21 protein-coding genes and 1 tRNA gene are annotated in these 23,025 nt (G+C 64.1%); 9 read left to right on the forward strand and 13 right to left on the reverse strand.

All coding sequences use genetic code 11. From position 1 onward, the window contains the following. Positions 1–5 precede the first annotated feature (5 nt). The 4 genes from JL811_RS11470 (at position 6) to JL811_RS11485 (ending at position 3,583) form a co-directional block, all read left to right on the forward strand. Positions 6–467 (forward strand): peroxiredoxin, encoded by a 462-nt coding sequence (locus JL811_RS11470; protein WP_202688756.1) that lies wholly within the window; start codon positions 6–8, stop codon positions 465–467. Positions 468–682: 215 nt separating this feature from the next. Then, positions 683–1,531, forward strand: a complete 849-nt coding sequence (locus tag JL811_RS11475; protein ID WP_202688757.1) for a ferritin-like domain-containing protein — start codon at positions 683–685, stop codon at positions 1,529–1,531. Positions 1,532–1,701: 170 nt separating this feature from the next. Beyond that, entirely contained in the window at positions 1,702–3,045 is a 1,344-nt protein-coding gene (locus JL811_RS11480) for a DUF5930 domain-containing protein (protein ID WP_202688758.1), read from the forward strand. Further along, positions 3,035–3,583: a bactofilin family protein gene (locus tag JL811_RS11485; RefSeq protein WP_202688759.1), complete on the forward strand. Its 549-nt coding sequence runs from the start codon at positions 3,035–3,037 to the stop codon at positions 3,581–3,583. The genes JL811_RS11480 and JL811_RS11485 overlap by 11 nt, the downstream gene beginning before the upstream one ends. Before the next feature lie 345 nt (positions 3,584–3,928). On the opposite strand, the gene prfB is transcribed toward JL811_RS11485, so the two are convergent. From prfB to JL811_RS11505, 4 genes are all read right to left on the reverse strand, one after another. Further along, a complete protein-coding gene (gene prfB / locus JL811_RS11490) occupies positions 3,929–5,056 on the reverse strand; it encodes a peptide chain release factor 2 (protein WP_202688760.1) in 1,128 nt (375 codons plus the stop codon). A gap of 132 nt (positions 5,057–5,188) precedes the next feature. Continuing rightward, the gene (locus tag JL811_RS11495; RefSeq protein WP_202688761.1) at positions 5,189–7,741 is read right to left on the reverse strand and encodes a PBP1A family penicillin-binding protein; all 2,553 of its coding nucleotides are present in this window, start codon (positions 7,739–7,741) and stop codon (positions 5,189–5,191) included. Between the two features lie 112 nt (positions 7,742–7,853). After that, a complete protein-coding gene (locus tag JL811_RS11500; protein WP_202688762.1) occupies positions 7,854–9,068 on the reverse strand; it encodes an N-acetylmuramoyl-L-alanine amidase in 1,215 nt (404 codons plus the stop codon). A 113-nt stretch (positions 9,069–9,181) separates the two neighbouring features. Continuing rightward, positions 9,182–10,351, reverse strand: a complete 1,170-nt coding sequence (locus JL811_RS11505) for a pyridoxal phosphate-dependent aminotransferase (protein WP_202688763.1) — start codon at positions 10,349–10,351, stop codon at positions 9,182–9,184. A gap of 88 nt (positions 10,352–10,439) precedes the next feature. Here JL811_RS11505 and JL811_RS11510 point away from each other — a divergent pair, with 88 nt between their 5' ends. After that, positions 10,440–11,192 carry a DsbA family protein gene (locus JL811_RS11510; RefSeq protein WP_202688764.1) on the forward strand — a complete coding sequence of 251 codons (753 nt, stop codon included), beginning with the start codon at positions 10,440–10,442 and terminating at the stop codon, positions 11,190–11,192. Positions 11,193–11,240: 48 nt separating this feature from the next. On the opposite strand, the gene ispG is transcribed toward JL811_RS11510, so the two are convergent. The 4 genes from ispG to JL811_RS11530 all read right to left on the reverse strand — a co-directional run bounded on the left by ispG (position 11,241) and on the right by JL811_RS11530 (position 15,771). Further along, positions 11,241–12,368 (reverse strand): flavodoxin-dependent (E)-4-hydroxy-3-methylbut-2-enyl-diphosphate synthase, encoded by a 1,128-nt coding sequence (ispG, locus tag JL811_RS11515; RefSeq protein ID WP_202688765.1) that lies wholly within the window; start codon positions 12,366–12,368, stop codon positions 11,241–11,243. A 107-nt stretch (positions 12,369–12,475) separates the two neighbouring features. Further along, complete coding sequence (locus tag JL811_RS11520; protein ID WP_202688766.1) at positions 12,476–13,684, reverse strand: helix-turn-helix domain-containing protein; 1,209 nt, start codon at positions 13,682–13,684, stop codon at positions 12,476–12,478. 117 nt (positions 13,685–13,801) lie between these two features. Next, complete coding sequence (hemA, locus tag JL811_RS11525; RefSeq protein WP_202688767.1) at positions 13,802–15,031, reverse strand: 5-aminolevulinate synthase; 1,230 nt, start codon at positions 15,029–15,031, stop codon at positions 13,802–13,804. A gap of 158 nt (positions 15,032–15,189) precedes the next feature. After that, positions 15,190–15,771, reverse strand: coding sequence for a 5-aminolevulic acid synthase (locus tag JL811_RS11530; RefSeq protein WP_202688768.1), 582 nt, complete (start codon positions 15,769–15,771; stop codon positions 15,190–15,192). Between the two features lie 247 nt (positions 15,772–16,018). Here JL811_RS11530 and JL811_RS11535 point away from each other — a divergent pair. After that, positions 16,019–16,095 (forward strand) — tRNA-Asp (locus JL811_RS11535). Between the two features lie 237 nt (positions 16,096–16,332). Here JL811_RS11535 and preA read toward each other — a convergent pair. Continuing rightward, the gene (gene preA / locus JL811_RS11540) at positions 16,333–17,634 is read right to left on the reverse strand and encodes an NAD-dependent dihydropyrimidine dehydrogenase subunit PreA (protein WP_202688769.1); all 1,302 of its coding nucleotides are present in this window, start codon (positions 17,632–17,634) and stop codon (positions 16,333–16,335) included. Between the two features lie 11 nt (positions 17,635–17,645). Beyond that, entirely contained in the window at positions 17,646–18,965 is a 1,320-nt protein-coding gene (locus JL811_RS11545; protein ID WP_337924743.1) for an NAD(P)-dependent oxidoreductase, read from the reverse strand. Positions 18,966–19,265: 300 nt separating this feature from the next. On the opposite strand from JL811_RS11545, the gene accB reads away from it, so the two are divergent. From accB to aat, 3 genes are read left to right on the forward strand one after another with little or no spacing between them, the layout of a single operon-like run. Continuing rightward, on the forward strand, positions 19,266–19,760 hold the full coding sequence (gene accB, locus JL811_RS11550) for an acetyl-CoA carboxylase biotin carboxyl carrier protein (RefSeq protein WP_202688771.1): 495 nt from the start codon (positions 19,266–19,268) through the stop codon (positions 19,758–19,760). A gap of 12 nt (positions 19,761–19,772) precedes the next feature. Next, positions 19,773–21,119 (forward strand): acetyl-CoA carboxylase biotin carboxylase subunit, encoded by a 1,347-nt coding sequence (gene accC, locus JL811_RS11555; protein WP_202688772.1) that lies wholly within the window; start codon positions 19,773–19,775, stop codon positions 21,117–21,119. Between the two features lie 22 nt (positions 21,120–21,141). After that, positions 21,142–21,810, forward strand: a complete 669-nt coding sequence (gene aat / locus JL811_RS11560) for a leucyl/phenylalanyl-tRNA--protein transferase (RefSeq protein ID WP_202688773.1) — start codon at positions 21,142–21,144, stop codon at positions 21,808–21,810. On the opposite strand, the gene JL811_RS11565 is transcribed toward aat, so the two are convergent. The 3 genes from JL811_RS11565 to JL811_RS11575 form a co-directional block, all read right to left on the reverse strand. Next, complete coding sequence (locus JL811_RS11565) at positions 21,774–22,154, reverse strand: DUF2155 domain-containing protein (RefSeq protein ID WP_202688774.1); 381 nt, start codon at positions 22,152–22,154, stop codon at positions 21,774–21,776. The two genes, aat and JL811_RS11565, sit on opposite strands and share 37 nt — an antisense overlap. A gap of 20 nt (positions 22,155–22,174) precedes the next feature. Continuing rightward, positions 22,175–22,549 carry an NADH:ubiquinone oxidoreductase subunit NDUFA12 gene (locus tag JL811_RS11570; protein WP_202688775.1) on the reverse strand — a complete coding sequence of 125 codons (375 nt, stop codon included), beginning with the start codon at positions 22,547–22,549 and terminating at the stop codon, positions 22,175–22,177. Positions 22,550–22,613: 64 nt separating this feature from the next. Continuing rightward, on the reverse strand, positions 22,614–22,982 hold the full coding sequence (locus JL811_RS11575; protein ID WP_202688776.1) for a RidA family protein: 369 nt from the start codon (positions 22,980–22,982) through the stop codon (positions 22,614–22,616). Positions 22,983–23,025: the final 43 nt, after the last annotated feature.

Consider the following 23,025-nt stretch of genomic DNA (forward strand, 5'->3'; position numbering starts at 1 on the left):
CGCAGATGTCCCCAATTACCACAGACGATATGGCCCCCGACTTCACTTTGCCGCGTGATGGCGGCGGCACGGTTTCGCTTTCTGCGCTGCGTCCGGGCCGGGTGGTCGTTTATTTCTACCCCAAGGATGACACCAGCGGCTGCACGCTGGAGGCGCGCGACTTCACCGATCTGGGCAATGAGTTCAAGGCGCTTGGCGTGACGGTGATCGGCATTTCCAAGGACAGTGTCGCCGCGCATGACAAATTCGTGAAGAAGCACGGGCTGGGCGTGATTCTTGCCTCGGATGAGGGCGGCACCACCTGTGAGGATTACGGCGTCTGGGTCGAAAAAAGCATGTATGGCAAGACCTATATGGGCATCCAGCGCGCGACCTTTCTGATCGGGGGAGACGGGCGGGTTGAAAAACTATGGCCCAAGGTCAGCGCCAAGGGCCATGCCGCCGAGGTGCTGGAGGCGCTGCGCTGACCCGTCATAGGGGATAGCCCGCGTCCGGGCTGATCTGCGCGCCCTGATCCGGCCGGCTTGATCGAACCGACGCGGGCGGCTAACCAGACCGCAGCCGCGCGGAACCGCGCAAGGAGGGGGGGATTTCCGCCCTTCCAACCGTCTTTCCGCCTAGGTCCCGGTCGAATGGCGGCCTGGCGTAAGTCGGACGTTGCCAAGTCAAAGGAGCCCGCATCATGCAAAGCCTGTCCGAAATGGCCGTCGAGGTGCTGACCACCGCCGACGGGCGCGCGAAAACCGCCCTTGGCCGCGCCCATGCCGCGCGCTGGTTTGCCGCGCGTGAGGCGGGCACACCCCTGCCCATCGGCAAGGCCGCCCCGCCCCTGCGACCGGCCCGGCCCGACCGGCCCGAACTGCTGTCCCCCCGCGACATGCCGCGCCGCAGGCCCGGCACGCTGGCCGGACGGCTGGCCCTTCTGCATGCGGTCGGCCATATCGAACTGAATGCGGTGGATCTGCACTGGGACATCATTGCGCGCTTTGCCGATGTGCCGATGCCACTGGGATTCTATGACGACTGGGTGAAGGCTGCGGATGAGGAAGCCAAGCATTTCAACCTGATATGCGATTGCCTTGAATCCTTGGGCAGCCATTACGGCGCCCTGCCCGCCCATGCCGGAATGTGGCGCGCGGCCGAAGATACCGCTGAAGATTTTCTCGGCCGGCTGGCCGTGGTGCCGATGGTGCTTGAGGCGCGGGGGCTGGATGTGACCCCCGGCATGATCGAGATTTTCCGCAAATCTGGTGAGACAGGCGCGGTTGACGCGCTGGAAGTGATCTATGCCGAAGAGGTGGGCCATGTCGCCTATGGGTCGAAATGGTTCAACTGGCTGTGCGGGCGCGACGGGCTGGACCCCAAGGACCAGTTCCACGCGCTTGTCCGGCGCTATTTCCATGCCACGCTGAAACCGCCCTTCAACGACGAAAAGCGCGCCGAGGCCGGTCTGCCGCCCGATTTCTACTGGCCGCTGGCCGAACGCGAAATCACCGGCGACGCAGCCGCCCCAGATGAGGGAACCACCTGAAAGTCGGCGGTTTTCTGCCGGTTTGGGCGGCAATCAGCGCAAGGGCGGAGCGGCGCGCGCAAATCGGTTGCGTGCCGGGATGCGCCTGACTATCCCTTTTGGCGGGGACGGAGATCGCGCCGGGCGTGGTCGTTTCCCCTGTCTGGAACAGATACGGGATCACCGAAACAGTGCTGACGCGACTTTCCTACCGGATCAACACGGCCATCGGGCGCTTCCTGCCTGAACAGCGGCTGTTCCTGAAATCCGATACTGATACGCGCTTCATCCGACTTCAGCCGATGACGCAGGCCGCCGCCCTTGTGGGCGGTGCGCTGGTTCTGGGCTGGACCATCCTTGCCACGTCAATCCTGCTGATGGATTCGATCGCCGCCGGGTCGGGTCGCGATCAGGCGCAGCGTCAGCAGATCCTTTATGAGGCGCGTCTGAATGCCCTGTCCGCCGACCGCGATCTGCGCGCCGAAGAGGCCGCGCGGGCGCAGGAACGCTTCAATCTTGCGCTGACCGAGGTCAGTCAGATGCAGGGGCGGCTTCTGGCCTCGGAAGATCGGCGCCGCGAGTTGGAAACCGGCATTGACGTCATTCAGGAAACCCTGCGCCGCACCATCAAGGAACGCGACACAGCGCGCGGCGAAAGTGCCAGTTTCGCCGCCGCGCTGCGCGATGAAACCGGATCGGCCAAGACCGGTGAGGGCCGCGCCCGCGATGCCGAGGCGACGCTGGAGATCCTTGCCGGGGCGCTCGCGGGCACCGCCGAGCAGCGCGACAGCATGGCGCTGGTCGCCATGTCGGCCCGCGACGAGGTCGAATCGATAAGCAACGAAAAACGTCAGCTTGAAGCGCGCAACAACGTGATCTTCGCCAAGCTGGAAGAGGCGGTCACCGTTTCGATGGAACCGCTGGACAAGATGTTCCGGTCTGCCGGCATGTCGCCCGATGACATGCTGCGCACCGTGCGCCGGGGCTATTCCGGTCAGGGCGGCCCGCTGGGTCCCTTCACGATGTCGACTTCGGGCAGCAACGTTCTCTCCCCTGATGAGGTTCGCGCCAATGCGATCCTGCAGGGCCTCGACCGGATGAACCTTTACCGTCTGGCGGCCTTCAAGTCGCCCTTTGCAATGCCGGTCAAGGGCAATTTCCGCTTCACTTCGGGCTTTGGCTATCGCCGTGACCCGAAAGGCGCCGGAACACGGATGCACAGCGGCACCGATATGGCGGGACCGCATGGAATGGCGATTCTGGCCACCGCTGACGGTGTCGTGACCTACGCCGGGTACAACTCGGGCTATGGACGTCATATCAAGATCCGGCATGAGTTCGGCATCGAGACAAGTTATGCCCATCTCTCCAACATCCGCGTGTCCGTCGGACAAAAAGTATCGCGTGGCGACCGCATCGGTGATATGGGATCGTCAGGCCGTTCGACAGGCACCCATCTTCACTACGAGGTCAGGATCGGGGACAAACCCGTGAACCCGATGACCTTCATCAAGGCAGCGACAGATGTTTTCTAAAAGCAAGATCAATGAACCCGGCCCCAAGGCCGAAGCCGACAGAACCCGCCCGCCCGAGGGGCTTCCGCCGAAGTCTTCCGACTTTTCGGGGTCTGCGTCGAAGTCGAAACCGGCAGCTTCGGTTCTGTCCTCGGATCTGACCATCACCGGGAATGTTAAGACGACCGGTGATATTCAGGTCGAAGGCACGATTGAGGGCGATATCCGCGCCCATCTGCTGACCGTCGGTGAAAGCGCCACGATCCGGGGCGAAATCGTTGCCGATGACATCGTGGTGAATGGCCGGGTGATCGGCCGCGTGCGCGGACTGAAGGTGCGCCTGACCTCCACCGCGCGGGTCGAAGGCGATATCATCCACAAGACCATCGCCATTGAAAGCGGCGCCCATTTTGAGGGTTCAGTTCAGCGGCAGGACGATCCGCTGGCAACCGGCCGCAGCAATTCCGCCGCTGCTGCCCCGGCATCCTCGCAGGGCGCTTCCAACCCGATGTCCCCTGCGCCGATGGCCAATGCCAAACCGGCGACCGAGAACAGCTGAAAACCTAACCCCGAAGCGGGATTTGGGAATATTCAAAGGGCGCCCGCTGCGGCGCCCTTTTTCGTTGCTGATGCGGGATTTGGCTATCGGATTCTGTGTCACTCTGGCAGTGTCGCGTGTCGGTTTTCAAGCCGCGCAAGGGCTATCCCGGTCACTGGGCATGGACGAACTGCTTCGAAGTATCCGGCATCGTCCCTGCGCCCTCTTTCAAGGGGCATTCCCCTGCGGGCTCCGGGCCAGGCGCAAGCCACCAGGTCACGCGTCAGGACCGGGGCACTATCCATCAGGCCTGCCCTGATCTTCTGCGGCGCCGGTTCTGATGAAAACCCCGGCGTCAGGCCTGTCTCAATCCTCCGACAGCGCCTCGGCGCGCGACTTGCCGGACACTTTCATCGCCAGCGTTGCCGCCATGAACTTGTCCAGATCGCCGTCCAGCACGCCCTGCGTGTCCGAGGTTTCCACCGAGGTCCGCAGATCCTTCACCATCTGATAGGGCTGCAGCACATAGGACCGGATCTGGTTGCCCCAGCCCGCATCGCCCTTGTTGTCCCATGCCGCGTTGATCGCCGCATTCCGCTTGTCCAGTTCCAGCTGATACAGCCGCGACCGCAGCGCGTTCATCGCGATCTCGCGGTTCTGGTGCTGCGATTTCATCGAGGAGGTCACGACGATATTCGTCGGAAGGTGGGTGATCCGCACGGCCGAGTCGGTCGTGTTCACATGCTGTCCGCCCGCCCCCGAGGACCTGTAGGTGTCGATGCGGATATCGCGGTCGGGGATCTCGATTTCGATATTGTCATCGACCACCGGATAGACCCAGACCGAACTGAACGAGGTATGCCGCCGCGCCGCACTGTCATAGGGCGAGATCCGCACCAGACGATGCACGCCGCTTTCGGATTTCAGCCAGCCATAGGCATTGGGGCCGGAAATCTTGTAGGAGGCGGATTTGATCCCGGCCTCCTCGCCGTCACTCATGGATTGCAGTTCGACCTTGTAGCCCTTCTTCTCGGCCCAGCGGACATACATGCGCGCCAGCATCGAGGCCCAGTCGCAGCTTTCCGTGCCGCCTGCGCCGGCATTCACCTCAAGGAAGGTGTCATTGCCATCGGCCTCACCATCCAGCAGGGCCTCAAGCTCTTTCTCGCGGGCAAGCTCCAGCAATTCGCGCAGGCTGGCCTCGGCCTCGGTGATGATCTCGGTATCGCCCTCGGCCTCGCCCAGTTCGATCAATTCGACATTGTCGCGCAGCCCGGTCGAGATGCGGTCATAGGTGCCGATCGCGTCGATCAGCTGCTGACGCTCCCGCATCAGTTTCTGCGCCTTGGCGGGATCGTTCCACAGGTCCGGATCCTCGATCATCGCGTTGAATTCTTCCAGCCGGTGCGGGGCGGTTTCAAGATCCATCCGCTGACCCAGCAAGGTCAGGCTTTTACGGATCGTTTCCACATGGCTCTGCGTTTCGGCGCGCATATCCTGTCTTTCCCATTTTCCGGCTGCCGGGCCCTTGCCGGCACTGTGGCTGAATAGCCGCTTGCCCCGTAATGGACAAGGGCGGCGGACAAGGGCAGTGCGCGGCGCATCCCGCCGCGCCCCCCGGTGATGTCAGTAAAGTCCGCCTGAACTGAGCGTTCCGAAATCGGCCTTGTTCGGAATCACCCGCGTCTGGCCCGATGAGGTGGTTACGGTCGCGCCCTTTTCGGCCTCGGTCTCACCATAGGCGAAGAGCGGCAGGTTGGTTCCCATGCCGAACCCGCCATCAACCATGAACCCAAGGCTGGAGCGCGGATCCTCCCCTTCGCGGAAATATTCCGACACGACATTGGCGCCGGTGGCATCATCGGACAGGACCGCACCGGTGAAACGGTCGATCTTGCGGAAATAGCCCCCCGGCGGAACACGGAAGCGGGTGCCGCCGTATTTCTCAACGGCGGTCTGCATGAAGGACTGGAACACCGGCCCGCAGAAGCCGCCGCCCGACACGCTGCCCAGACTGCGCGGCTGGTCATAGCCGATATAGCAGCCCGCGGCGATGTTGGAACTGTAACCGACGAACCAGACATCCTTGCTGTCATTCGTCGTGCCGGTCTTGCCCGCAATCGGCACCGGCAGGTTGATGCCGCGCGCCGTGCCGCGCTCCACCACGCCCTGCATCATCGAGGTCAGCTGATAGGCGGTGATCGGATCCATCACCTGACGCCGGTTCGAAGTGATCTCGGGCAGCAGGCTAGGGTCGAGGCTGGCCATTTCGCAATCGCGGCAAACGCGCTGATCATGACGATAGATGGTGCGGCCTCGCCGGTCCTGCACGCGGTCAACCAGCGTCGGTTCCACCTGTTCCCCGCCATTGGCGAACATCGCATAGGCCGCCACCATCTTGAACAGGGTGGTTTCCTCGGCCCCCAGCGAATTGGCCAGGAACTGGCCCATCCGGTCATAGACGCCAAAGCGTTCAGCATAGGCCGCAACCGTATCCATGCCGATTTCCTCGGCGATCCGTACCGTCATCAGGTTGCGCGACTGTTCGATCCCGGTGCGCACCGTGGTCGGACCGTAAAAGCGGTTCGACGAATTCTTGGGCCGCCAGATGCCCTGCGGCGTGTTCACCTCGATGGGCGCGTCGATGACGATGGTGTTGGGGGTGAACCCGCTGTCGAGCGCTGCCGCATAGACAAAGGGCTTGAAGCTGGACCCGGGTTGCCGCTGCGCCTGTGTCGCGCGGTTGAACACCGAATACTGATAGGAGAACCCGCCCTGCATGGCCAGAACCCGGCCCGAATTCACATCCATCGCCATGAAGGCGCCCTGCACCTCGGGCGCCTGCCGCAGCGACCAGCGGATGAAACTGCCATCGGCATCCCGCGTGACCGCGCGCACCAGAACGACATCCCCGACCGAAACCAGATCCGAGGCCGCCTGCGCCTTGCGCCCCAGCCGCCCGTCCGCCTGCCGCTTGCGCGCCCATGTCACGTCATCGGCAGGGATGAAATGGCCGTCCTCATCCTCGTCCAGCCCTTCAATACCGATCCGGGCCGACCGGTCGCCCAGCGACAGCACCACCGCCGGATACCAGCCCGCGATATCGCGCGGCACTTCGACCGCCGCCAGCGCCGCACGCCAGCTTTCCTCGGTCTCAAGCTGGTCGGGCGCGATCACGCGACTGGTGCCGCGCCAGATGCCAAGGCCGCGGTCATAGCGTTCCAGCCCTTCGCGCAGCGCCGCAGCTGCCGCCGCCTGCAGATCGGGATCAACCGTCGCGCGGATGGTCAGGCCGCCGGAAAAGAATTCCTCTTCCCCGAAAGTGCCCGAAAGCTGACGGCGGATTTCGTCCGAGAAGTAGTCACGCGGCGGCAACGCATCGCGAAAGGCCGGAAAATCGCCGTTCTGCACCGAACGCAACGGCTTTTCGACCTCGACCGCAAAGGTCGCCGCATCAATATAACCGTTGTCGCGCATCTCGCGCAGCACATAGTTGCGCCGCTGGGTCACGCGCTCCATCGCGCGGACCGGGTGGTATTCAGACGGGGCCTGCGGCATCGCGGCCAGCATTGCGGCCTCATGCGGTTCAAGATCGCCCAGAATCTTGTTGAAATAGGTCTGGGCGGCAGCGGCTACGCCATAGGAGTTCTGGCCCAGAAAGATCTCGTTGAGATAGAGTTCAAGGATCCGGTCCTTGTTCAGCGTCTCCTCGATCCGGGTTGCAAGGATGATTTCCTTGATTTTGCGTTCCACGCGGCGCTCACCACCCAGCAGGAAGTTCTTCATCACCTGCTGCGTGATGGTCGAGGCGCCGCGCACATTGGCGCCGCGCGACTGGACCGCCTCATAGGCGGCGACAGCGATGCCGCGCGCGTCATAGCCTTTATGGGTGTAGAAATTCTTGTCCTCGGCGCTGATGAAGGCATGTTTCACCAGATCGGGGATTTCCTCACTCGCGGCATAGATACGCCGTTCGCGGGCGAATTCATCCATCATCCGCCCTTCGCCGGAATAGACCCGGCTGATCGTGGGGGGCGAATATTGCGCAAGGCTTTCATGGCTGGGCAGGTCGCGCGAATACATGTAGAAAATCGCGCCGACCGACAGGGCCGCGAACAGGATACCCAGCGTGATCATCGAAAAGATGCCGCCGAAGAATGAACCGATGAACCTGACCACGCGCGCGCCCCTTGCTGCCTGAACTTCCCTTATAGCGCATGGGGCGCAAGGTCAAAAGAGCGTCCCGATGACCATGGCGTGAAAGCGCCGCGCTGCCCGGACCGGCGCAGCCTCAGGGTGCTGCCGCCCCGCGCAAGGCCGCCTCGGCATCGGCCCAGCTGCGGATGCCGCCAACCAGCGCCCGGGCCATCCGCGCGCGCCAGTCGGGATCGGTCAGCCGTGCCAGATCGCGGGCCGAGGACAGAAAGCCCAGTTCGATCAGCAATGACGGGATATCGGGCGATTTCAGTACCGAAAACCCGCCCGACTGAATGGGGCGGCGATGCATCCGCAGCCCCTCGGCCCGGATCGCATCGCGCAGCGCAAGCGCCAGACGGTCCACCTTGGGCGCGGTCTCGCTGCGCGCCATATCCATCAAGACCTGCGCCACCAGATCATCGGCCTCGGTCAGATCGACCCCGGCCAGCAGGTCATCGCGGTCATGGCGTTCGGCAAGGGTCTGCGCCGCGCGGTCACTGGCCTCATCGGACAGGGTGTAAAGCGTGGCCCCCACGGCCTCCCCCTCGGCCAGCGCATCGGCATGAAGGGACAGGAACAGATGCGCCCCCGCCGCCCTTGCAATCGAGATCCGGGTTTCCAGCGGCACGAAACTATCGTCTTCCCGTGTCAGAACAACGATAGAGCCCCCTTCGCGCAGCAGTGCATCCTTGAACTCCCGCGCGAAGGTCAGCATCAGATCGGCCTCTTTATGGCCGCCGTTTTCCGCCCCCGGGTCCAGCCCGCCATGGCCCGGATCCAGCACCACGACCAGCGGCCCCGTCCCCCGCGCCGAAGGGCGCGCGATATCGGCGGGGTCGGGCAGCGCCCAGCCGGGCGGGTCGGGCAGATCGGCGCGCGCGGCGAATTCCGCCTCACTCGCCGGATCAAGGCGCAGGGCGATGCGCGTCTCGCCTTCGGTCTGCATCACTGCCGATGTCACGATCATCGGGGACTTGAGTTCCAGCACCAGCCGCGACCAGCCGGGACGGAACACGCCGGCGCGCAACCCGCCGATCCGCGCCTCGGGAACTTCCAGCTGCTCGATCCCGGTCCAGTCCACCTCGCGCAGATCCAGCACCAGACGCGGCGGGTCGGCCAGATGGCGCACCCGCCACGGCACCGGCTGCGAGATGGACAGTGACAGGTCCAGCCCGTTCGCCCGCTCGCGCAGATGCGACGCATCCGGGGCAAACCGCGCCAGCGCCGACAGATCCTGCGCAAAGGCGGCCATGGCCGTCAGCCAGAGGCCCAGAAATCCGGCCAGAACCGCCGTCAGGATCGCCCGCATCACCCGTCCTTTTTGCCGCTGCCCCGCCGCTGCCTTATGCGGCCACTATCCCCTGCCGCACGGGGAATCGCAAATCATCCGTCCGTCGTCTCCGCGCTGCTGATCCGGCGGTATTATCCCGCCCCATTTATCAGAACCGGCCCGCGTTCGGCCATGAAGGTCTGCAACCGCGCCAGCCCCTCGGCAATTTCGGCCGTGCTGCGGGCATAGGAAAAGCGCAAGGTGCGTGCCCCGCGTGCGGGGTCGAAATCCAGCCCCGGCGTCACCGCCACCCCTGCACCGTCCAGAATTTCGGCGGCAAAGGCAAGGCTGTCCCCGGTCAGGTCGGACACATCGGCATAGATATAGAAGGCGCCGTCGGGCGGCGCGATCTTCGTGAATCCCGCCTTCGGCAGCCCCTCCAGCATCAGCCGCCGGTTTTCGGCATAGATGGCGCGGTTGGCCTCCAGTTCATCCACGCAGTCCAGTGCCGCAAGGGCGGCAATCTGGCTGGCATGGGGCGGGCAGATGAACATGTTCTGCGCCAGCCGTTCCACCAGCCGGATCTGGCTTTCGGGCACCACCATCCAGCCGATGCGCCAGCCGGTCATCGAGAAATACTTGGAAAACGAGTTTATGACATGGCAATCACCGCCAATCTCCAGCGCCGAAACCGCCCGGTTGCCGTAATGCAGCCCGTGATAGATCTCATCCGAGATGAAACTGATATCGCGGCCCGCGCAATGATCCATCAGTGCCGCCAGCGCGGATCGGTCCAGCATCGTGCCCGAGGGATTGCCGGGTGAGGCGACGATCATGCCGTCCAGATCAACCCCCGCCAGATCGGCCGGCACGGGTTGCAGACGGTTTTCGGGCGAGGCCGGAAGCCCCACAGGCTCCAGCGACAGGGCGCGCAGGATCTGCCGGTATGACGGGTATCCCGGCTCTCCCAGCCCGACCCGTGCCCCGGCATCGAAAAGCGCCGTGAAAGACAGAAGAAAGGCCGCCGAGGACCCCGAGGTGACCACAACCCGCGCGGGGTCCAAATCGACCCCATACCATCGCGCATAAAGGGCCGCGATGCCCGTCCGCAGTTCCGGCAGGCCAAGTGCGACGGTATAGCCCAGCGATCCCGCCTCCATCGCGCGGGCAAGCGCCGCGCGTGCCCCCGCCGGTGCGGGGGATCCGGGTTGCCCCACTTCCATATGGATCACGCTTTTTCCGGCCGCCTCGCGCTTGCGCGCCGCCTCCATCACATCCATCACGATGAAGGGATCGACATCGCCCCGCCTTGAACTTCGCATCTTTCCCCCGCTACAGTCTCGCGCGATGTGTCCCGGTTCAGGGGCGCAAGGTCAAGCCCGACCTCGACCCTGCCTTACGGAGATGCCCATGCGCCCCCTGTTCTTTCGTCCCCTGACCGCCGGTCTTGCCGCCCTTCTGCTGACCGCGCCAGCGCTTCAGGCCGAAATGACCGATGCCGAGCGGGAAAGTTTCCGCGCCGAGATCCGCGCCTATCTGCTGGAAAATCCCGAGGTTCTGATGGAGGCGATCGGCGTTCTGGAAGACCGCCGCGCCACCGAGGCGGTTGCCAATGACGTGGCCCTTGTGGACAGCAATTCCGCCGAGATCTTCACCGATCCGGCAAGCTGGTCCGGCGGCAATCCGGATGGCGATGTGACCGTGGTGGAATTCGTCGATTATCGCTGCGGCTATTGCCGCCGTGCGCATGACGAAGTGACCGAACTTGTGGCAAGTGATGGCAATATCCGGCTGGTTTTCAAGGAATTTCCGATCCTTGGCGAGGCCTCGGAACTTTCGTCGCGCTTTGCCATCTCGGTGCTGCAACTGGAAGGCGCGGATCATTACAAGACCGTGCATGATGCGCTGATCGCCCATCAAGGAGACGTGACGCCCGAGGCGCTGAACCAGATCGGAACGGATGCGGGGCTGGGCGATGTGGCCGCCGTCATGGAGCATATGACCAGCGACGACGTAACCGGGGTGATCGCGGCAAACCATGCGCTGGGGCAACGGCTGGGCATCAACGGCACGCCGACCTTCGTGGTCGATAGCACGATGCTGCGCGGCTATGTGCCGCTGGACGCGATGCGCCAGGTGGTCGAGGAAGAGCGCGCGGGCTGATCGTCCAGCCCCGGCCCGGATTTCCCCGGCCCGGAGTTTCCTAAAAGCCTATTCGGCGGCTTCGGCCGCCGTTTCCGCTTCGATCCGGGCGGCCTTTTCCTCGACCAGTTCAACGATATGGTCGATCATCTGGTCATTCGACAGTTTATGTGCCTGTTTCCCGGCCAGATAGACCATGCCCGACCCGGCCCCACCCCCGGTAAAGCCGATATCGGTCATCAGCGCCTCACCGGGGCCGTTCACCACGCAGCCGATAATCGACAGGCTCATCGAGGTGGTGACATGGGCCAGCCGGTCCTCAAGCGCGGAAACGGTCTTGATGACATCGAAGCCCTGACGCGCGCAGCTTGGGCAGGAAATGATCGTGACCCCCCGATGCCGCAGGCCCAGCGATTTCAGGATCTCGAACCCGACCTTGACCTCTTCCACCGGATCGGCGGACAGGCTGACGCGGATCGTGTCGCCGATCCCGGCCCAAAGCAGATTGCCCAGCCCCACCGCCGATTTCACCGTGCCCGAGACCAGCCCCCCCGCCTCGGTGATGCCCAGATGGATCGGGGCATCGGTCGCCTCGGCAAGCTGCTGATAGGCGGCGGCGGCAAGGAAGACATCCGAGGCTTTGACCGAAATCTTGAACTCGTGGAAGTCGTGATCCTGCAGCAGCTTGATATGGTCAAGCCCGCTTTCGACCATCGCATCCGGGCAAGGCTCGGCGTATTTTTCCAGCAGATGGCGTTCCAGCGATCCGGCATTGACCCCGATGCGGATGGAACAGCCGTGATCCTTGGCCGCGCGCACCACCTCGGCCACGCGCTTGGCATCGCCGATATTGCCGGGGTTGATGCGCAGGCAGGCGGCCCCCGCCTCGGCGGCCTCGATCGCGCGTTTGTAATGGAAATGGATGTCAGCGACGATCGGCACCGGGCTTTCGGCGACGATCTCACGCAGGGCGCGGGTGCTGTCCTGATCGGGGGTCGAGATGCGCACGATATCGGCCCCCGCCACCGCGCAGCGCTGCACCTGTTCCAGCGTCGCCTTGACATCTGACGTGATCGTATTGGTCATGGTCTGCACCGAAATCGGCGCATCCCCCCCGACCAGAACCTTGCCGACGCGGATCTGGCGCGATTTGCGCCGTTCGATGTTGCGCCAGGGGCGGATCGGATTATGCGACATGGGACTATCCTCGGGTCAGCGTCGCGCCAGAGATAATCCCCTCAACGCGCCGGGACAACCCGCAGTCGCGCGACTGTGGCAGGCGGCGCGAGAAACGTTCAGCAGGATCAGGGTTCGGCAGCGACCTCGGCCACATTGACGAAACGCGCCAGATCGGCATCGCCGTCCAGATCGGCCAATGCGAAACTTTCGGTCAACGATTCCGGCGAAAGCTGCAGGTTCTTGACCACCTGCGCGCCGGGTGCTGCGGGGCCATAGGTTTCCCCCCGCACCGCAAAATAGACCGAACCGGAATTGCCCGCCCGCAGAACCGGAGGGTTTTCCATCGCGGGCACGGTATAGCGTTCACCGGCATCAAGGTTCTTTTCAAACAGGACCGTGCCATCCGAGGCCTGCACGCGCACCCAGGCCGGGCGCACGGCCAGAATCTCGACCTCGGGCGCATCGGCGGCCACGACGCGCACATCGGCGGCAATCTGTTCGGCAATCTCATCCACCGGACCCTCGGCAACAGTCGCGGTCCGGTCGCCCTGACGCGGGTCGATGGCCGAAATCGGCCCGTCGCGCGCGGTCAGAACCGGCACATCCAGCGCCTGCGGGCGGTAAAGACGATCCAGTTGATCGGGTCGCACGGTTCCGGCGGCGGCAAGCTGCGGCTCGCCCACCACGGGTTCTGCAATCTCCTCGGGCGCTGAGCGCACCAGCGGTGCAGCGCCGCCCTGAACATTGCCCAAGGGGTCAATCTCGGCCACGACCTGCGGTGCCTGATCGACCGGGGCCAGTTGCACGCGCTGGACTTCCTGCAGCACCGACCAGCCGCCATAGCCGATGACGGTGATCAGGCCCAGCAGCACCAGAACCGACCCGACCGCGCCTGGTTCCAGCCGTGCAAAGACCGATTCCCCGCGCGGCACGAAGGTTGCATTCGGATCGCCCAGCGGATCGCCCGACCGGGCCGCACGGGCCCGCGTGATCCGCGCAGGCGACGCCGCTGCCGCCATGCCATGCGCCATGGTGAAATTGGCCTCATGGCAGAATTTCGCAAAAGCCCAGTCCGGATCCATGCCCAGATAGCGCGCATAGGACCGCACATAGCCCGCGATGAAGCCCTGGGTTTCAAAGGCGGAAACATCGCAATTCTCGATCGCGGCAACATAGGTTGCCTTGATCTTGAGCTCACGCTGCACATCCAGAAGCGATTTTCCGAGCGTCGCGCGCTCACCGCGCATCAAATCGCCAAGACGCAGGTCAAAGTCGTCAAAGCCTTTTGGCTTTGCGACTTCAGACGTCGAAGGCTCTTTCCTTCGCCCGATCATGCGTGATGCCCGTCCCCTGCCCCTGCCGGCGCGAGTCGATTTCAGCGCCGACTCGCTCTGTTCCGTATTTGGGAAAACGTAACACAACACAAGTTTGTTTGCACATGCAGAAGAAGATCAGGCGCTTGCCTCGGCACGATTCAGCGCACAATGCCGCCAGAGTGCATCCATAGCGGTCACAACTGCGTCAATGCGCCGCGAATCATGCACAGGAGAGGGCGTGAAGCGCAGCCGTTCCGTGCCGCGTGGCACGGTGGGAAAGTTGATCGGCTGGACATAGATGCCGAACTGTTCCAGCAGCATGTCCGACAGCATCTTGCAATGGACCGGATCACCAACATGGACCGGGACGATATGCGACCCGTGGTCGATGATCGGCAGCCCCAGTCCCTTGAGCCGCATTTTCAGGATCCGCGCATGCAACTGCTGCGCATCGCGCAGCGCCTGCCCTTCGGCCCCTTTCAGCACCCGGATCGAGGCCGTGGCCCCCGCCGCCACCGCAGGCGGCATGGACGAGGTGAAGATGAATCCCGGCGCATAGGACCGGATCGCATCCACCATCCGTGCCGAGGCCGCGATATAGCCGCCCGCCACACCCACCGCCTTGGCCAGCGTCGCATTGATGATATCGATGCGCCCCATCAGGCCATCGCGTTCCGCAACCCCGGCGCCACGCGGGCCATACATGCCAACGGCATGGACCTCGTCGATATAGGTCAGCGCGCCGAATTCCTGTGCCAGATCGCAGATTTCCGCGATGGGGCCGAAATCGCCATCCATGGAATAGATCGATTCGAAGGCAATCAGCTTGGATGCGGCCGGATCATCGGCGGCCAGCAATTCGCGCAGATGAGCCACGTCATTATGCCGGAAAATCCGTTTCGCACCACCGTTGCGGCGCACGCCTTCGATCATCGAGGCATGGTTCAGCGCATCGGAATAGATGATCAGACCGGGAAACAGCTTGGGCAGGGTCGACAGCGTGGCGTCATTGGCGACATAGGCCGAGGTGAAGACCAGCGCCGCCTCCTTGTGATGCAGATCGGCCAGCTCCGCCTCCAGCGCCTTGTGATAGACGGTCGTGCCGGAAATGTTGCGCGTGCCGCCCGAACCGGCACCCGTCGCCTCGATCGCGGCCTGCATCGCGGCCAGAACCGCCGGATGCTGCCCCATGCCCAGATAATCATTGCCGCACCAGACGGTGATCTCGGCCTCACGGCCATCGGGCCTGCGCCACAGCGCGGTGGGAAACTGCCCCTTACGGCGTTCGATGTCGATGAAGGTGCGGTAGCGGCCTTCCTCATGCAGACGGTTCAGGGCGGCTTCGAGGGCCTGATCGTAATCCATGCGCTTCTCCCGGAGCCCGGATGCCGGGCGTAGGTAACATTCGCACCCCTCGGGGCGTTCTTCCTTGATATTCAACAAATGCGATATGGAACAGGGGTCAATTTGCCGCGCGCCCCAAAGGGCCGTTGCGCCTTGGGGCCGCGCGGCGGGAAATCCGGTCAGTCGGCAACGGCAATGGTGCAGTCATTGCCGCCCTTGGCCGCGCAGGCATTGATCGCGACGCGCTGCGCGTTGTCGCCCTGCCCCAGGGCCCAGGCCCCTGTCGCGGGTGAGATGGCCATCGCCCTTGTGCCACGTCGGCCATAGTCCTTGTCCAGCGCCGCCGTCGCCTCGACCGACAGCGTGAAGGCACGCGATTCCCATTTCGCGGGGCGGACAAGCGCCACGATTTCACAGGCACGCCCGCCCTTGCGCGCGGCATTGCAGCGATCCAGCGCAACCTTTGACGCGGCCTCGGTCGAATGCTGATTCGCGACCAGCATGGTCGCCTCGGATTTCAGCAATTCCTCATCCGGGGCAATCGCGACAGCGGCATGATAGGCATAGCTTTCCGCCACCTGCCGCAACAGTCCGGCATCCTCGGCGCTGACGCCTTGCACGGGCAGCATTTCCACCGTCACGCCCCGCACCCCGAAAAGCTGCGCCTTGGCGGTCCGGCTGTCCAGTGGCTGGGCCAGCGCCGCCCCTGCCCCGGCCATAAGTGCTGCCGCCCCGATCGCGCCAAAAATTCCGTTCCGCATCAGAAATACTCCTTACCTGTCCCCTGCCAATCCATAGCCTGTCCCGCACCCGGTTGACAGGGGGAGGCCGCCCCCGGCGTCGCCCGCAGCGTTATTCCGGCAAGGGATTGCCGGTGCTCTCCTGCCCGGTTCTGACGCGCCCCCCATGCACCATCGGGGTGCCCTGAGCTTCCGGGCACCCCGCGCCCCCTCTCCGCGTTTTCCGCCTTGACGCCCCTCTGGACCGCCGCTATCCGTCCTCCATCGCGCGGTTGTAGCTCAGTTGGTTAGAGTACCGGCCTGTCACGCCGGGGGTCGCGGGTTCGAGCCCCGTCAACCGCGCCACTTCCCCCCATTCCGATCTTTTGATGATCATTAAGGGCTTCGCCCTGCTGATCCCATGCGCTCTGACCGTGAACAGTTCCACTGACGCAGTGCCTGCGGCGAACCTCACTCGTGCCAGATCCCCACTTTGCAACGCATCCGGCGCGATCTGCCGACCGGGCCTGCACAGGAAATGGCCCGACCGAGGTGATCCCCGAATCGGGCCATTGGGGAGGGCGGCTTGCAGGCCGGCCCCCGTTACTCCGCCGCCTTCGCCATCGGATTGTTGGGATGGGTCGTCCAGTTGGCATAATCGCTGACCACCTGCCCCGTGCGCGGATCGGTCGCCCCCTTGGCCATCGGCTCCATCGTGATGCAGTTTTCCACGGGGCAAACGTTGACACACAGATTGCAGGCCACGCATTCGGCGTCATTGACCTCGAACACCCGGCCCGGATGCATCCAGATCGCCTGATGGCTGGTATCCTCACAGGCCGCATAGCAGCGCCCGCATTTGATGCAGGCATCCTGATCAATCTTTGCCTTCGCGACATAATTGAGGTTCAGGAACTGCCAGTCGGTGACATTCGGCACCGCGCGCCCCACCAGATCGGCGGTGGAGGTCATGCCCTTTTCATCCATGTATTGCGACAGGCCCGAAATCATTTCCTGCACGACCTTGAACCCATAGGTCATGGCCGCCGTGCAGACCTGCACATTGCCCGCGCCAAGCGCCATGAATTCCGCCGCATCGCGCCATGTCGTCACCCCGCCGATGCCGGAAATCGGCAGGCCCCGGGTTTCGGCCGAACGGGCAATCTCGGCCACCATGTTCAGCGCAATGGGTTTCACCGCCGGGCCGCAATAGCCGCCATGCGCGCCCTTGCCGTCGATCATCGGTTCGGGGCTGAACGTGTCCAGATTGACCGCCGTGATCGAGTTGATCGTGTTGATCAGGCTGACCGCATCCGCCCCGCCGCTTTTCGCCGCCTCGGCGGGTTTGCGGATATCGGCGATGTTCGGCGTCAGTTTCACGATGCAGGGCATGCGGCTGTATTGCTTCACCCAGCGGGTGACCATCTCGATATATTCGGGCACCTGCCCGACGGCTGCCCCCATGCCGCGCTCGCTCATGCCATGGGGGCAGCCGAAATTCAGCTCCACCCCGTCGGCACCGGTATCCTCGATCCGGGCAAGGATGTCCTTCCAGCTTTCCTCATCGCAGGGCACCATCAGGCTGATGACCAGTGCGCGGTCGGGCCAGTCGCGCTTCACCTGCTTGATCTCGCGCAGATTCACCTCCAGCGGGCGGTCGGTGATCAGTTCGATATTGTTCAGCCCCAGAAGCCGCCGGTCCGCCCCCCAGACCGCGCCGTAGCGCGGCCCGTTGACATTGACGACGGGCGGGCCTTCGGACCCCAGCGTTTTCCAGACCACGCCGCCCCAGCCCGCTTCGAACGCGCGGCGGACATTGTATTCCTTGTCCGTCGGCGGGGCCGAGGCCAGCCAGAACGGGTTGGGGGATTTGATGCCGATGAAATCGGTTGTCAGATTTGCCATGATTTCCTCCCTCAGCCCATCAGGCTGGCATGAATGGCCTCGGCGGCGTCGCGGCCCTGCGCCACGGCGGTGACGGTCAGATCCTCACCACCGCCGGTGCAGTCGCCCCCGGCCCAGACCCCGGCAAGCCCGGTTTCGGCAGCGATTTTCGAGCCGTCCCGCGACAGCCCATCGGGCAGCGCCCCCAGTTTCTGGCCGATGGCCTTGAACAGCTGATCGGCCTTCAGGCGGAAGGTCTCACCGGTCTGCGACAGGCCCCCCGCGCCTTCGACGGTATAGGCGAACTCCACTTCGCGCAGCGCGCCATTGCCATGAATGGCGACCGGGGCCGCGTTGCAGATGATCCGCACCCCGGCATTTTGCGCATGCTCCTGCTCATAGTCCGAGGCCGACATGCGGTCCTGTCCACGCCGGTAGACGATGCTGACGTTTTCCGCCCCCAGAAGCCGCGCCTGCACGGCGGCATCCACCGCCGTCATGCCGCCGCCGATCACCACGACATCGCGCCCGACGGGAATCGCCGCGCGGTCGGGCTGCTGGCGCAAACCGGCGATGAAATCGACCGCATCCTGCACGCCGGGCAGATCCTCGCCCGCCGCGTTCAGCGCATTGACCCCGGCCAGACCCAGCCCCAGAAAGACCGCGTCATAGTCGGCCCGCAGCGCCTCAAGCGTCACATCGCGGCCCAGTTCGACGCCGCTGCGGATCTCGATGCCGCCAATGGCCAGCAGCCAGTCCACCTCGGCCTGCGCGAAATCGCCGACAGCCTTATACGAAGCGATGCCGTATTCGTTCAGCCCGCCGGGTTTTTCCCGCCGTTCCAGCACCACCACGTCATGCCCCCGCATCGCCAGACGATGCGCACAGGCCAGACCGGCAGGCCCGGCCCCCACCACCGCCACACGCTTTCCCGTCAGGGATGCGCGGGAATAGGGATGCGGACCGGCCATCGCGTGATCGGTCGCAAAGCGCTGAAGCCGCCCGATCTCGACCGGTTTGCCCTCGGCGGTTTCACGCACACAGGCCTGTTCGCACAGGGTTTCCGTCGGACAGACCCGCGCACACATGCCGCCAAGGATATTCTGATCCCAGATCGTGCGCGCCGCCGCGTCGGGTGTCCCTGTCGCGATCTGGCGGATGAACAGCGGAATGTCGATGGAGGTGGGGCAAGCCGTGATGCAGGGCGCATCATGGCAGAAATAACACCGGTCGGCGGCGACCTGCGCCTCATGCCGGTCCAGAGGCGGTGCATGATCGGAAAAGTTGCGGACATAGCTTTCGGCGGGCAGGCGTCCCGGCACGATGCCGGGCGTCAGCTGGCTGTTGGTCACGGCAGGGCCTCCCTCGGTTTGTTCCAACCTTCTTTGCTGTGGATGGGAAAATGCTGCCATGGCCCCTGTTTTTTATCAAACGGTAAATTTTATCCCCCTGATATTTTTCCGATCTGCCGCGTTCTGTTCCCCTGCCCTGCCGCAAATTCGGGCAGTCCTGCCCCGTCTGCAGGCCCTGCGAATGCAACTGGCGCTTTTCACCGCGCCTGTGCTGGCGTATAAGCGCCCCGATCAACGGGTGCGGGCCGCGACAGCGGACGGAACACGAAGCACCGGCAGGGACCGCCAATCGAGGACCATATGAGCAAGACTTCCACCGATGCCGATGTCGCCTTCATCAAGGCGCTGGCCGAAATCCTGAACCAGAACGATCTGACCGAACTTTCGGTAAAGCGCGAGTATGGCGAGGATGACAGTCTCGACATCCGCGTGGTGAAACAGGTCAATATCGTGACGACGCACATGTCCGCACCGGTCGCGGCGCAGCCTGCGGCACCCCAGTCCGGGCCTGCCGTCACAGCACACGCAGGTGCGCCCGTGGCTGAGGATCCAGCACAGCATCCCGGTGCCGTGACTTCCCCCATGGTGGGCACGGTCTATCTGGCGGCCGAACCCGGCACGGCCCCTTTCGTGACCGTGGGATCCACCGTGACCGAAGGCCAGACCGTTCTGATCATCGAGGCGATGAAGACGATGAACCATATCCCCGCGCCGCGCGCCGGGGTGGTCCGGCGCATTCTGGCCGAGGATGGCACGCCGGTCGAATATGGCGCGCCCCTGATGATCATCGAATAAGGGCAGGATCGCATGTTCGAAAAGATCCTGATCGCCAACCGAGGGGAGATTGCGCTGCGCGTGATCCGTGCCGCCCGCGAAATGGGGATCAAGTCGGTCGCCGTCCATTCCACCGCCGACTCGGATGCGATGCATGTGCGCATGGCGGATGAATCGGTCTGCATCGGCCCTGCCTCCTCGACCGAAAGCTATCTCAACAAGGCCGCGATCATCTCGGCCTGTGAGATCACGGGCGCGCAGGCGGTGCATCCCGGCTATGGTTTCCTGTCGGAAAATGCCAGCTTCGCGCAGGCGCTGGAAGATCACGACATCACCTTTATCGGCCCCTCGGCGGAACATATCCGCATCATGGGTGATAAGATCACCGCCAAGGAAACCGCCAAGGAACTGGGCATCCCGGTGGTACCGGGATCAGAGGGCGGGGTTGCCGATTTCGAAACCGCAATCGGCGTGGCCGAAGGCATCGGCTTTCCGGTGATCATCAAGGCCACTGCGGGCGGCGGCGGGCGCGGCATGAAGGTCGCGAAGAACGCCGCCGAGCTTGAGGTGGCCTTCCGCACCGCGCGGTCCGAGGCCAAGGCGGCCTTTGGCAATGACGAGGTCTATATCGAGAAATACCTGCAAAAACCGCGCCATATCGAGATTCAGGTCTTCGGTGACGGCAAGGGCAATGCGGTGCATCTGGGGGAACGCGACTGTTCGCTGCAACGCCGCCACCAGAAGGTTTTCGAAGAGGCCCCCGGCCCCGCGATCACCCCTGCCCTGCGCGACCGCATCGGCATGATCTGCGCCAATGCCATGAAGAAGATCCGCTATATCGGCGCGGGCACGGTGGAATTCCTCTATGAGGATGGTGAATTCTATTTCATCGAGATGAACACCCGCCTGCAGGTCGAGCATCCGGTGACCGAGGCGATTTTCGGCGTCGATCTTGTGCGCGAACAGATCCGCGTTGCCGCCGGTCTGGGCATGTCGTTTACGCAGGATGATCTGCAGATCAACGGCCATTCCATCGAGGTGCGGATCAATGCCGAGCGGCTGCCGAACTTCTCTCCCTGCCCCGGCCGGGTGCGTACCTTCCATGCGCCCGGCGGGCTGGGCGTGCGGATGGATTCCGCCCTTTATGGCGGCTATTCCATCCCGCCCTATTATGACAGCCTGATCGGCAAGCTGATCGTGCATGGCCGCGACCGGCCCGAGGCGCTGGCGCGGCTGCGCCGTGCATTGGGGGAACTGATCGTGGACGGGGTGGATACCACCGTGCCCCTGTTTCATGCACTGCTGGCCGAGCCTGATATCCAGAACGGCGAATACAACATCCATTGGCTGGAAAGATGGCTGGCCGAGCAGTTCGGATAAGCGGCCCGGCCGCGCTGCCGCGATGACCGCGCCGCGCGACCAAAGCCGCGGCCAGCCCGGCCTGACGCCCGATCTGCTGCTGCGGGCCTATGCCATGGGGATCTTTCCCATGGCCGCCGCCCGCGACAGTGCCCAGATCCACTGGATGTCCCCCGAGGCGCGGGGAATCCTGCCGCTGGAGGGCTTCCACATCTCACGCAGCCTGTCGCGCCATATCGCGCGCGCATCGGTCAGTGTTTCGGTCGATCAGGATTTTGAGGGCGTGCTGTGCGCCTGTGCCGACCGCGAGGAAACCTGGATCAATGCCGAGATCCACGCGCTTTACATGGATCTGCACCGCATGGGCCATGCCCACAGCCTTGAGGTCCGGTCAGGCGGTGATCTGGTCGGCGGGGTTTATGGCGTGGTGCTTGGCGCGGCGTTTTTCGGCGAAAGCATGTTCTCGCGCCAGCGCGATGCGTCGAAACTGGCGCTGGCATGGCTGGTCCACCGGCTGCGCGCGGGCGGCTTCACCCTGTTTGACACGCAATATCTGACGCCACATCTGGCCAGTCTGGGCGGGATCGAGATTCCCCGCGCGCGATATGAGGCGCGTCTGGCCGATGCGCTGCACCGCCGCGCGGATTTTCAGCCCCCGGGCTATGCGCCCGATGCCTATTCCGTCAGGCAGCGCAGCACCCAGACATCGTAACGCGAATGGTCCAGCGCCGACAGCGCGGGACTGTCGGCAATCATCCAGCCGGCAAAGACCGGGCCGCTGGCCAGCCGGTCCAGAATGGTCAGATGCGCATAGGCCGTTGTCGGAACGCCGTCGGAGGGATAGCGGCAATCATCAAGCTGGATCGTCAGACGCCCCACCGTGCCGCTTTGCCCACGCGACAGGTCCAGATCTCCCGTCGCGCCCGAAACCTTGTCCAGCCAGCGCACGACCCCGCCGGGGGCCGTCGTCGCGGTGATGACGGGGTCGGTCTGTGCCCGGGCCGGGTGGGCCGGAACCATCAGCCCCAGCAGCAGAATGGAAAGAATGCGGATCATGGCGTTCCAGGGGCCGCCCGTCACTCGGGCTGCCAGGCCTCGTAATCGCGGCGGGCAACGGGTGTGGGACGGCGCAGCGATCCTGCCGGTACATAGGCCCCGGGCGTTCCGGTCAGGTTTTCCTGATGCGGCTTTTCCCAGGCCTTGCGGACCAGCGGCGCCTCGGTCGGCGGCTTGTCCCAGGTGTGGTGCAGCCAGCCATGCCAGTCCGGGCTGACCCGGCTTGCCTCGGTCTCACCGTTATAGATCACCCAGCGGCGTTTGGCGTCAGCGGTCTGGTAGAAGATATTGCCCTGATCATCCTCGCCCACCTTCTGACCCTTGCGCCAGGTGAAAAGCTGGGTGCCGAGGGTCTGGCTGTTCCACCAGGTCACAAGGCGCTTCAGAAAATCCATGGGCTGACCTCCGGTTTCGGTTTCCCCTCCTATGCCGCAGGAAGCGGGCAAGGTCCAGTGGCAGTTAAGCCTCAGGCGGGGCAAGCGCGGTCAGTTCGATCTCGATCCGGTATTGTGGTGCAATCAGATTGCATTCGATCATCGTGGCCGCGGGCGGATTGGCGCCGAAGGTCTCGGACAGGATCGGCCAGCAGGGTTCAAACTCTGCCGCGTCGGGCAGGTAATAGGTCACCCGCAGCGCGTCGGCCCAACCCGCCCCCGCCTCGGCCAGCGCGCGGCCGATGGTGGCCAGCGCGTCGCGGCACTGGTCGGTTACCGTTTCGCCCTGCCCGACCGTCCCCGAGACATGGATCAGCCCGCCCGCGACCACTGCGCGGCAATAACCGATCTTCGCCTCATAGGGTCCGCCCGAGGAAATCCGCCTGATCCGCATATCGCGCCCTCCCTGCCATGAAAAAGGCGGGCCCACTGCCCGC

Source organism: Szabonella alba (genome assembly GCF_016765775.1).
GTDB classification, from domain to species: Bacteria; Pseudomonadota; Alphaproteobacteria; order Rhodobacterales; family Rhodobacteraceae; genus Szabonella; species Szabonella alba.

What these genes read in the sequence shown, in the direction of transcription:
- preA (WP_202688769.1), bottom strand. Translation starts at nt 17,634, where the DNA reads ATGGCAAATCTGACAACCGATTTCATCGGCATCAAATCCCCCAACCCG.
- JL811_RS11510 (WP_202688764.1), top strand. Translation starts at nt 10,440, where the DNA reads ATGCGCCCCCTGTTCTTTCGTCCCCTGACCGCCGGTCTTGCCGCCCTT.
- JL811_RS11470 (WP_202688756.1), top strand. Translation starts at nt 6, where the DNA reads ATGTCCCCAATTACCACAGACGATATGGCCCCCGACTTCACTTTGCCG.
- hemA (WP_202688767.1), bottom strand. Translation starts at nt 15,031, where the DNA reads ATGGATTACGATCAGGCCCTCGAAGCCGCCCTGAACCGTCTGCATGAG.
- aat (WP_202688773.1), top strand. Translation starts at nt 21,142, where the DNA reads ATGACCGCGCCGCGCGACCAAAGCCGCGGCCAGCCCGGCCTGACGCCC.
- accB (WP_202688771.1), top strand. Translation starts at nt 19,266, where the DNA reads ATGAGCAAGACTTCCACCGATGCCGATGTCGCCTTCATCAAGGCGCTG.
- JL811_RS11475 (WP_202688757.1), top strand. Translation starts at nt 683, where the DNA reads ATGCAAAGCCTGTCCGAAATGGCCGTCGAGGTGCTGACCACCGCCGAC.
- JL811_RS11570 (WP_202688775.1), bottom strand. Translation starts at nt 22,549, where the DNA reads ATGGATTTTCTGAAGCGCCTTGTGACCTGGTGGAACAGCCAGACCCTC.
- JL811_RS11565 (WP_202688774.1), bottom strand. Translation starts at nt 22,154, where the DNA reads ATGATCCGCATTCTTTCCATTCTGCTGCTGGGGCTGATGGTTCCGGCC.
- JL811_RS11485 (WP_202688759.1), top strand. Translation starts at nt 3,035, where the DNA reads ATGTTTTCTAAAAGCAAGATCAATGAACCCGGCCCCAAGGCCGAAGCC.
- prfB (WP_202688760.1), bottom strand. Translation starts at nt 5,056, where the DNA reads ATGCGCGCCGAAACGCAGAGCCATGTGGAAACGATCCGTAAAAGCCTG.
- accC (WP_202688772.1), top strand. Translation starts at nt 19,773, where the DNA reads ATGTTCGAAAAGATCCTGATCGCCAACCGAGGGGAGATTGCGCTGCGC.
- JL811_RS11520 (WP_202688766.1), bottom strand. Translation starts at nt 13,684, where the DNA reads ATGATCGGGCGAAGGAAAGAGCCTTCGACGTCTGAAGTCGCAAAGCCA.
- JL811_RS11500 (WP_202688762.1), bottom strand. Translation starts at nt 9,068, where the DNA reads ATGCGGGCGATCCTGACGGCGGTTCTGGCCGGATTTCTGGGCCTCTGG.
- ispG (WP_202688765.1), bottom strand. Translation starts at nt 12,368, where the DNA reads ATGTCGCATAATCCGATCCGCCCCTGGCGCAACATCGAACGGCGCAAA.
- JL811_RS11505 (WP_202688763.1), bottom strand. Translation starts at nt 10,351, where the DNA reads ATGCGAAGTTCAAGGCGGGGCGATGTCGATCCCTTCATCGTGATGGAT.
- JL811_RS11575 (WP_202688776.1), bottom strand. Translation starts at nt 22,982, where the DNA reads ATGCGGATCAGGCGGATTTCCTCGGGCGGACCCTATGAGGCGAAGATC.
- JL811_RS11530 (WP_202688768.1), bottom strand. Translation starts at nt 15,771, where the DNA reads ATGCGGAACGGAATTTTTGGCGCGATCGGGGCGGCAGCACTTATGGCC.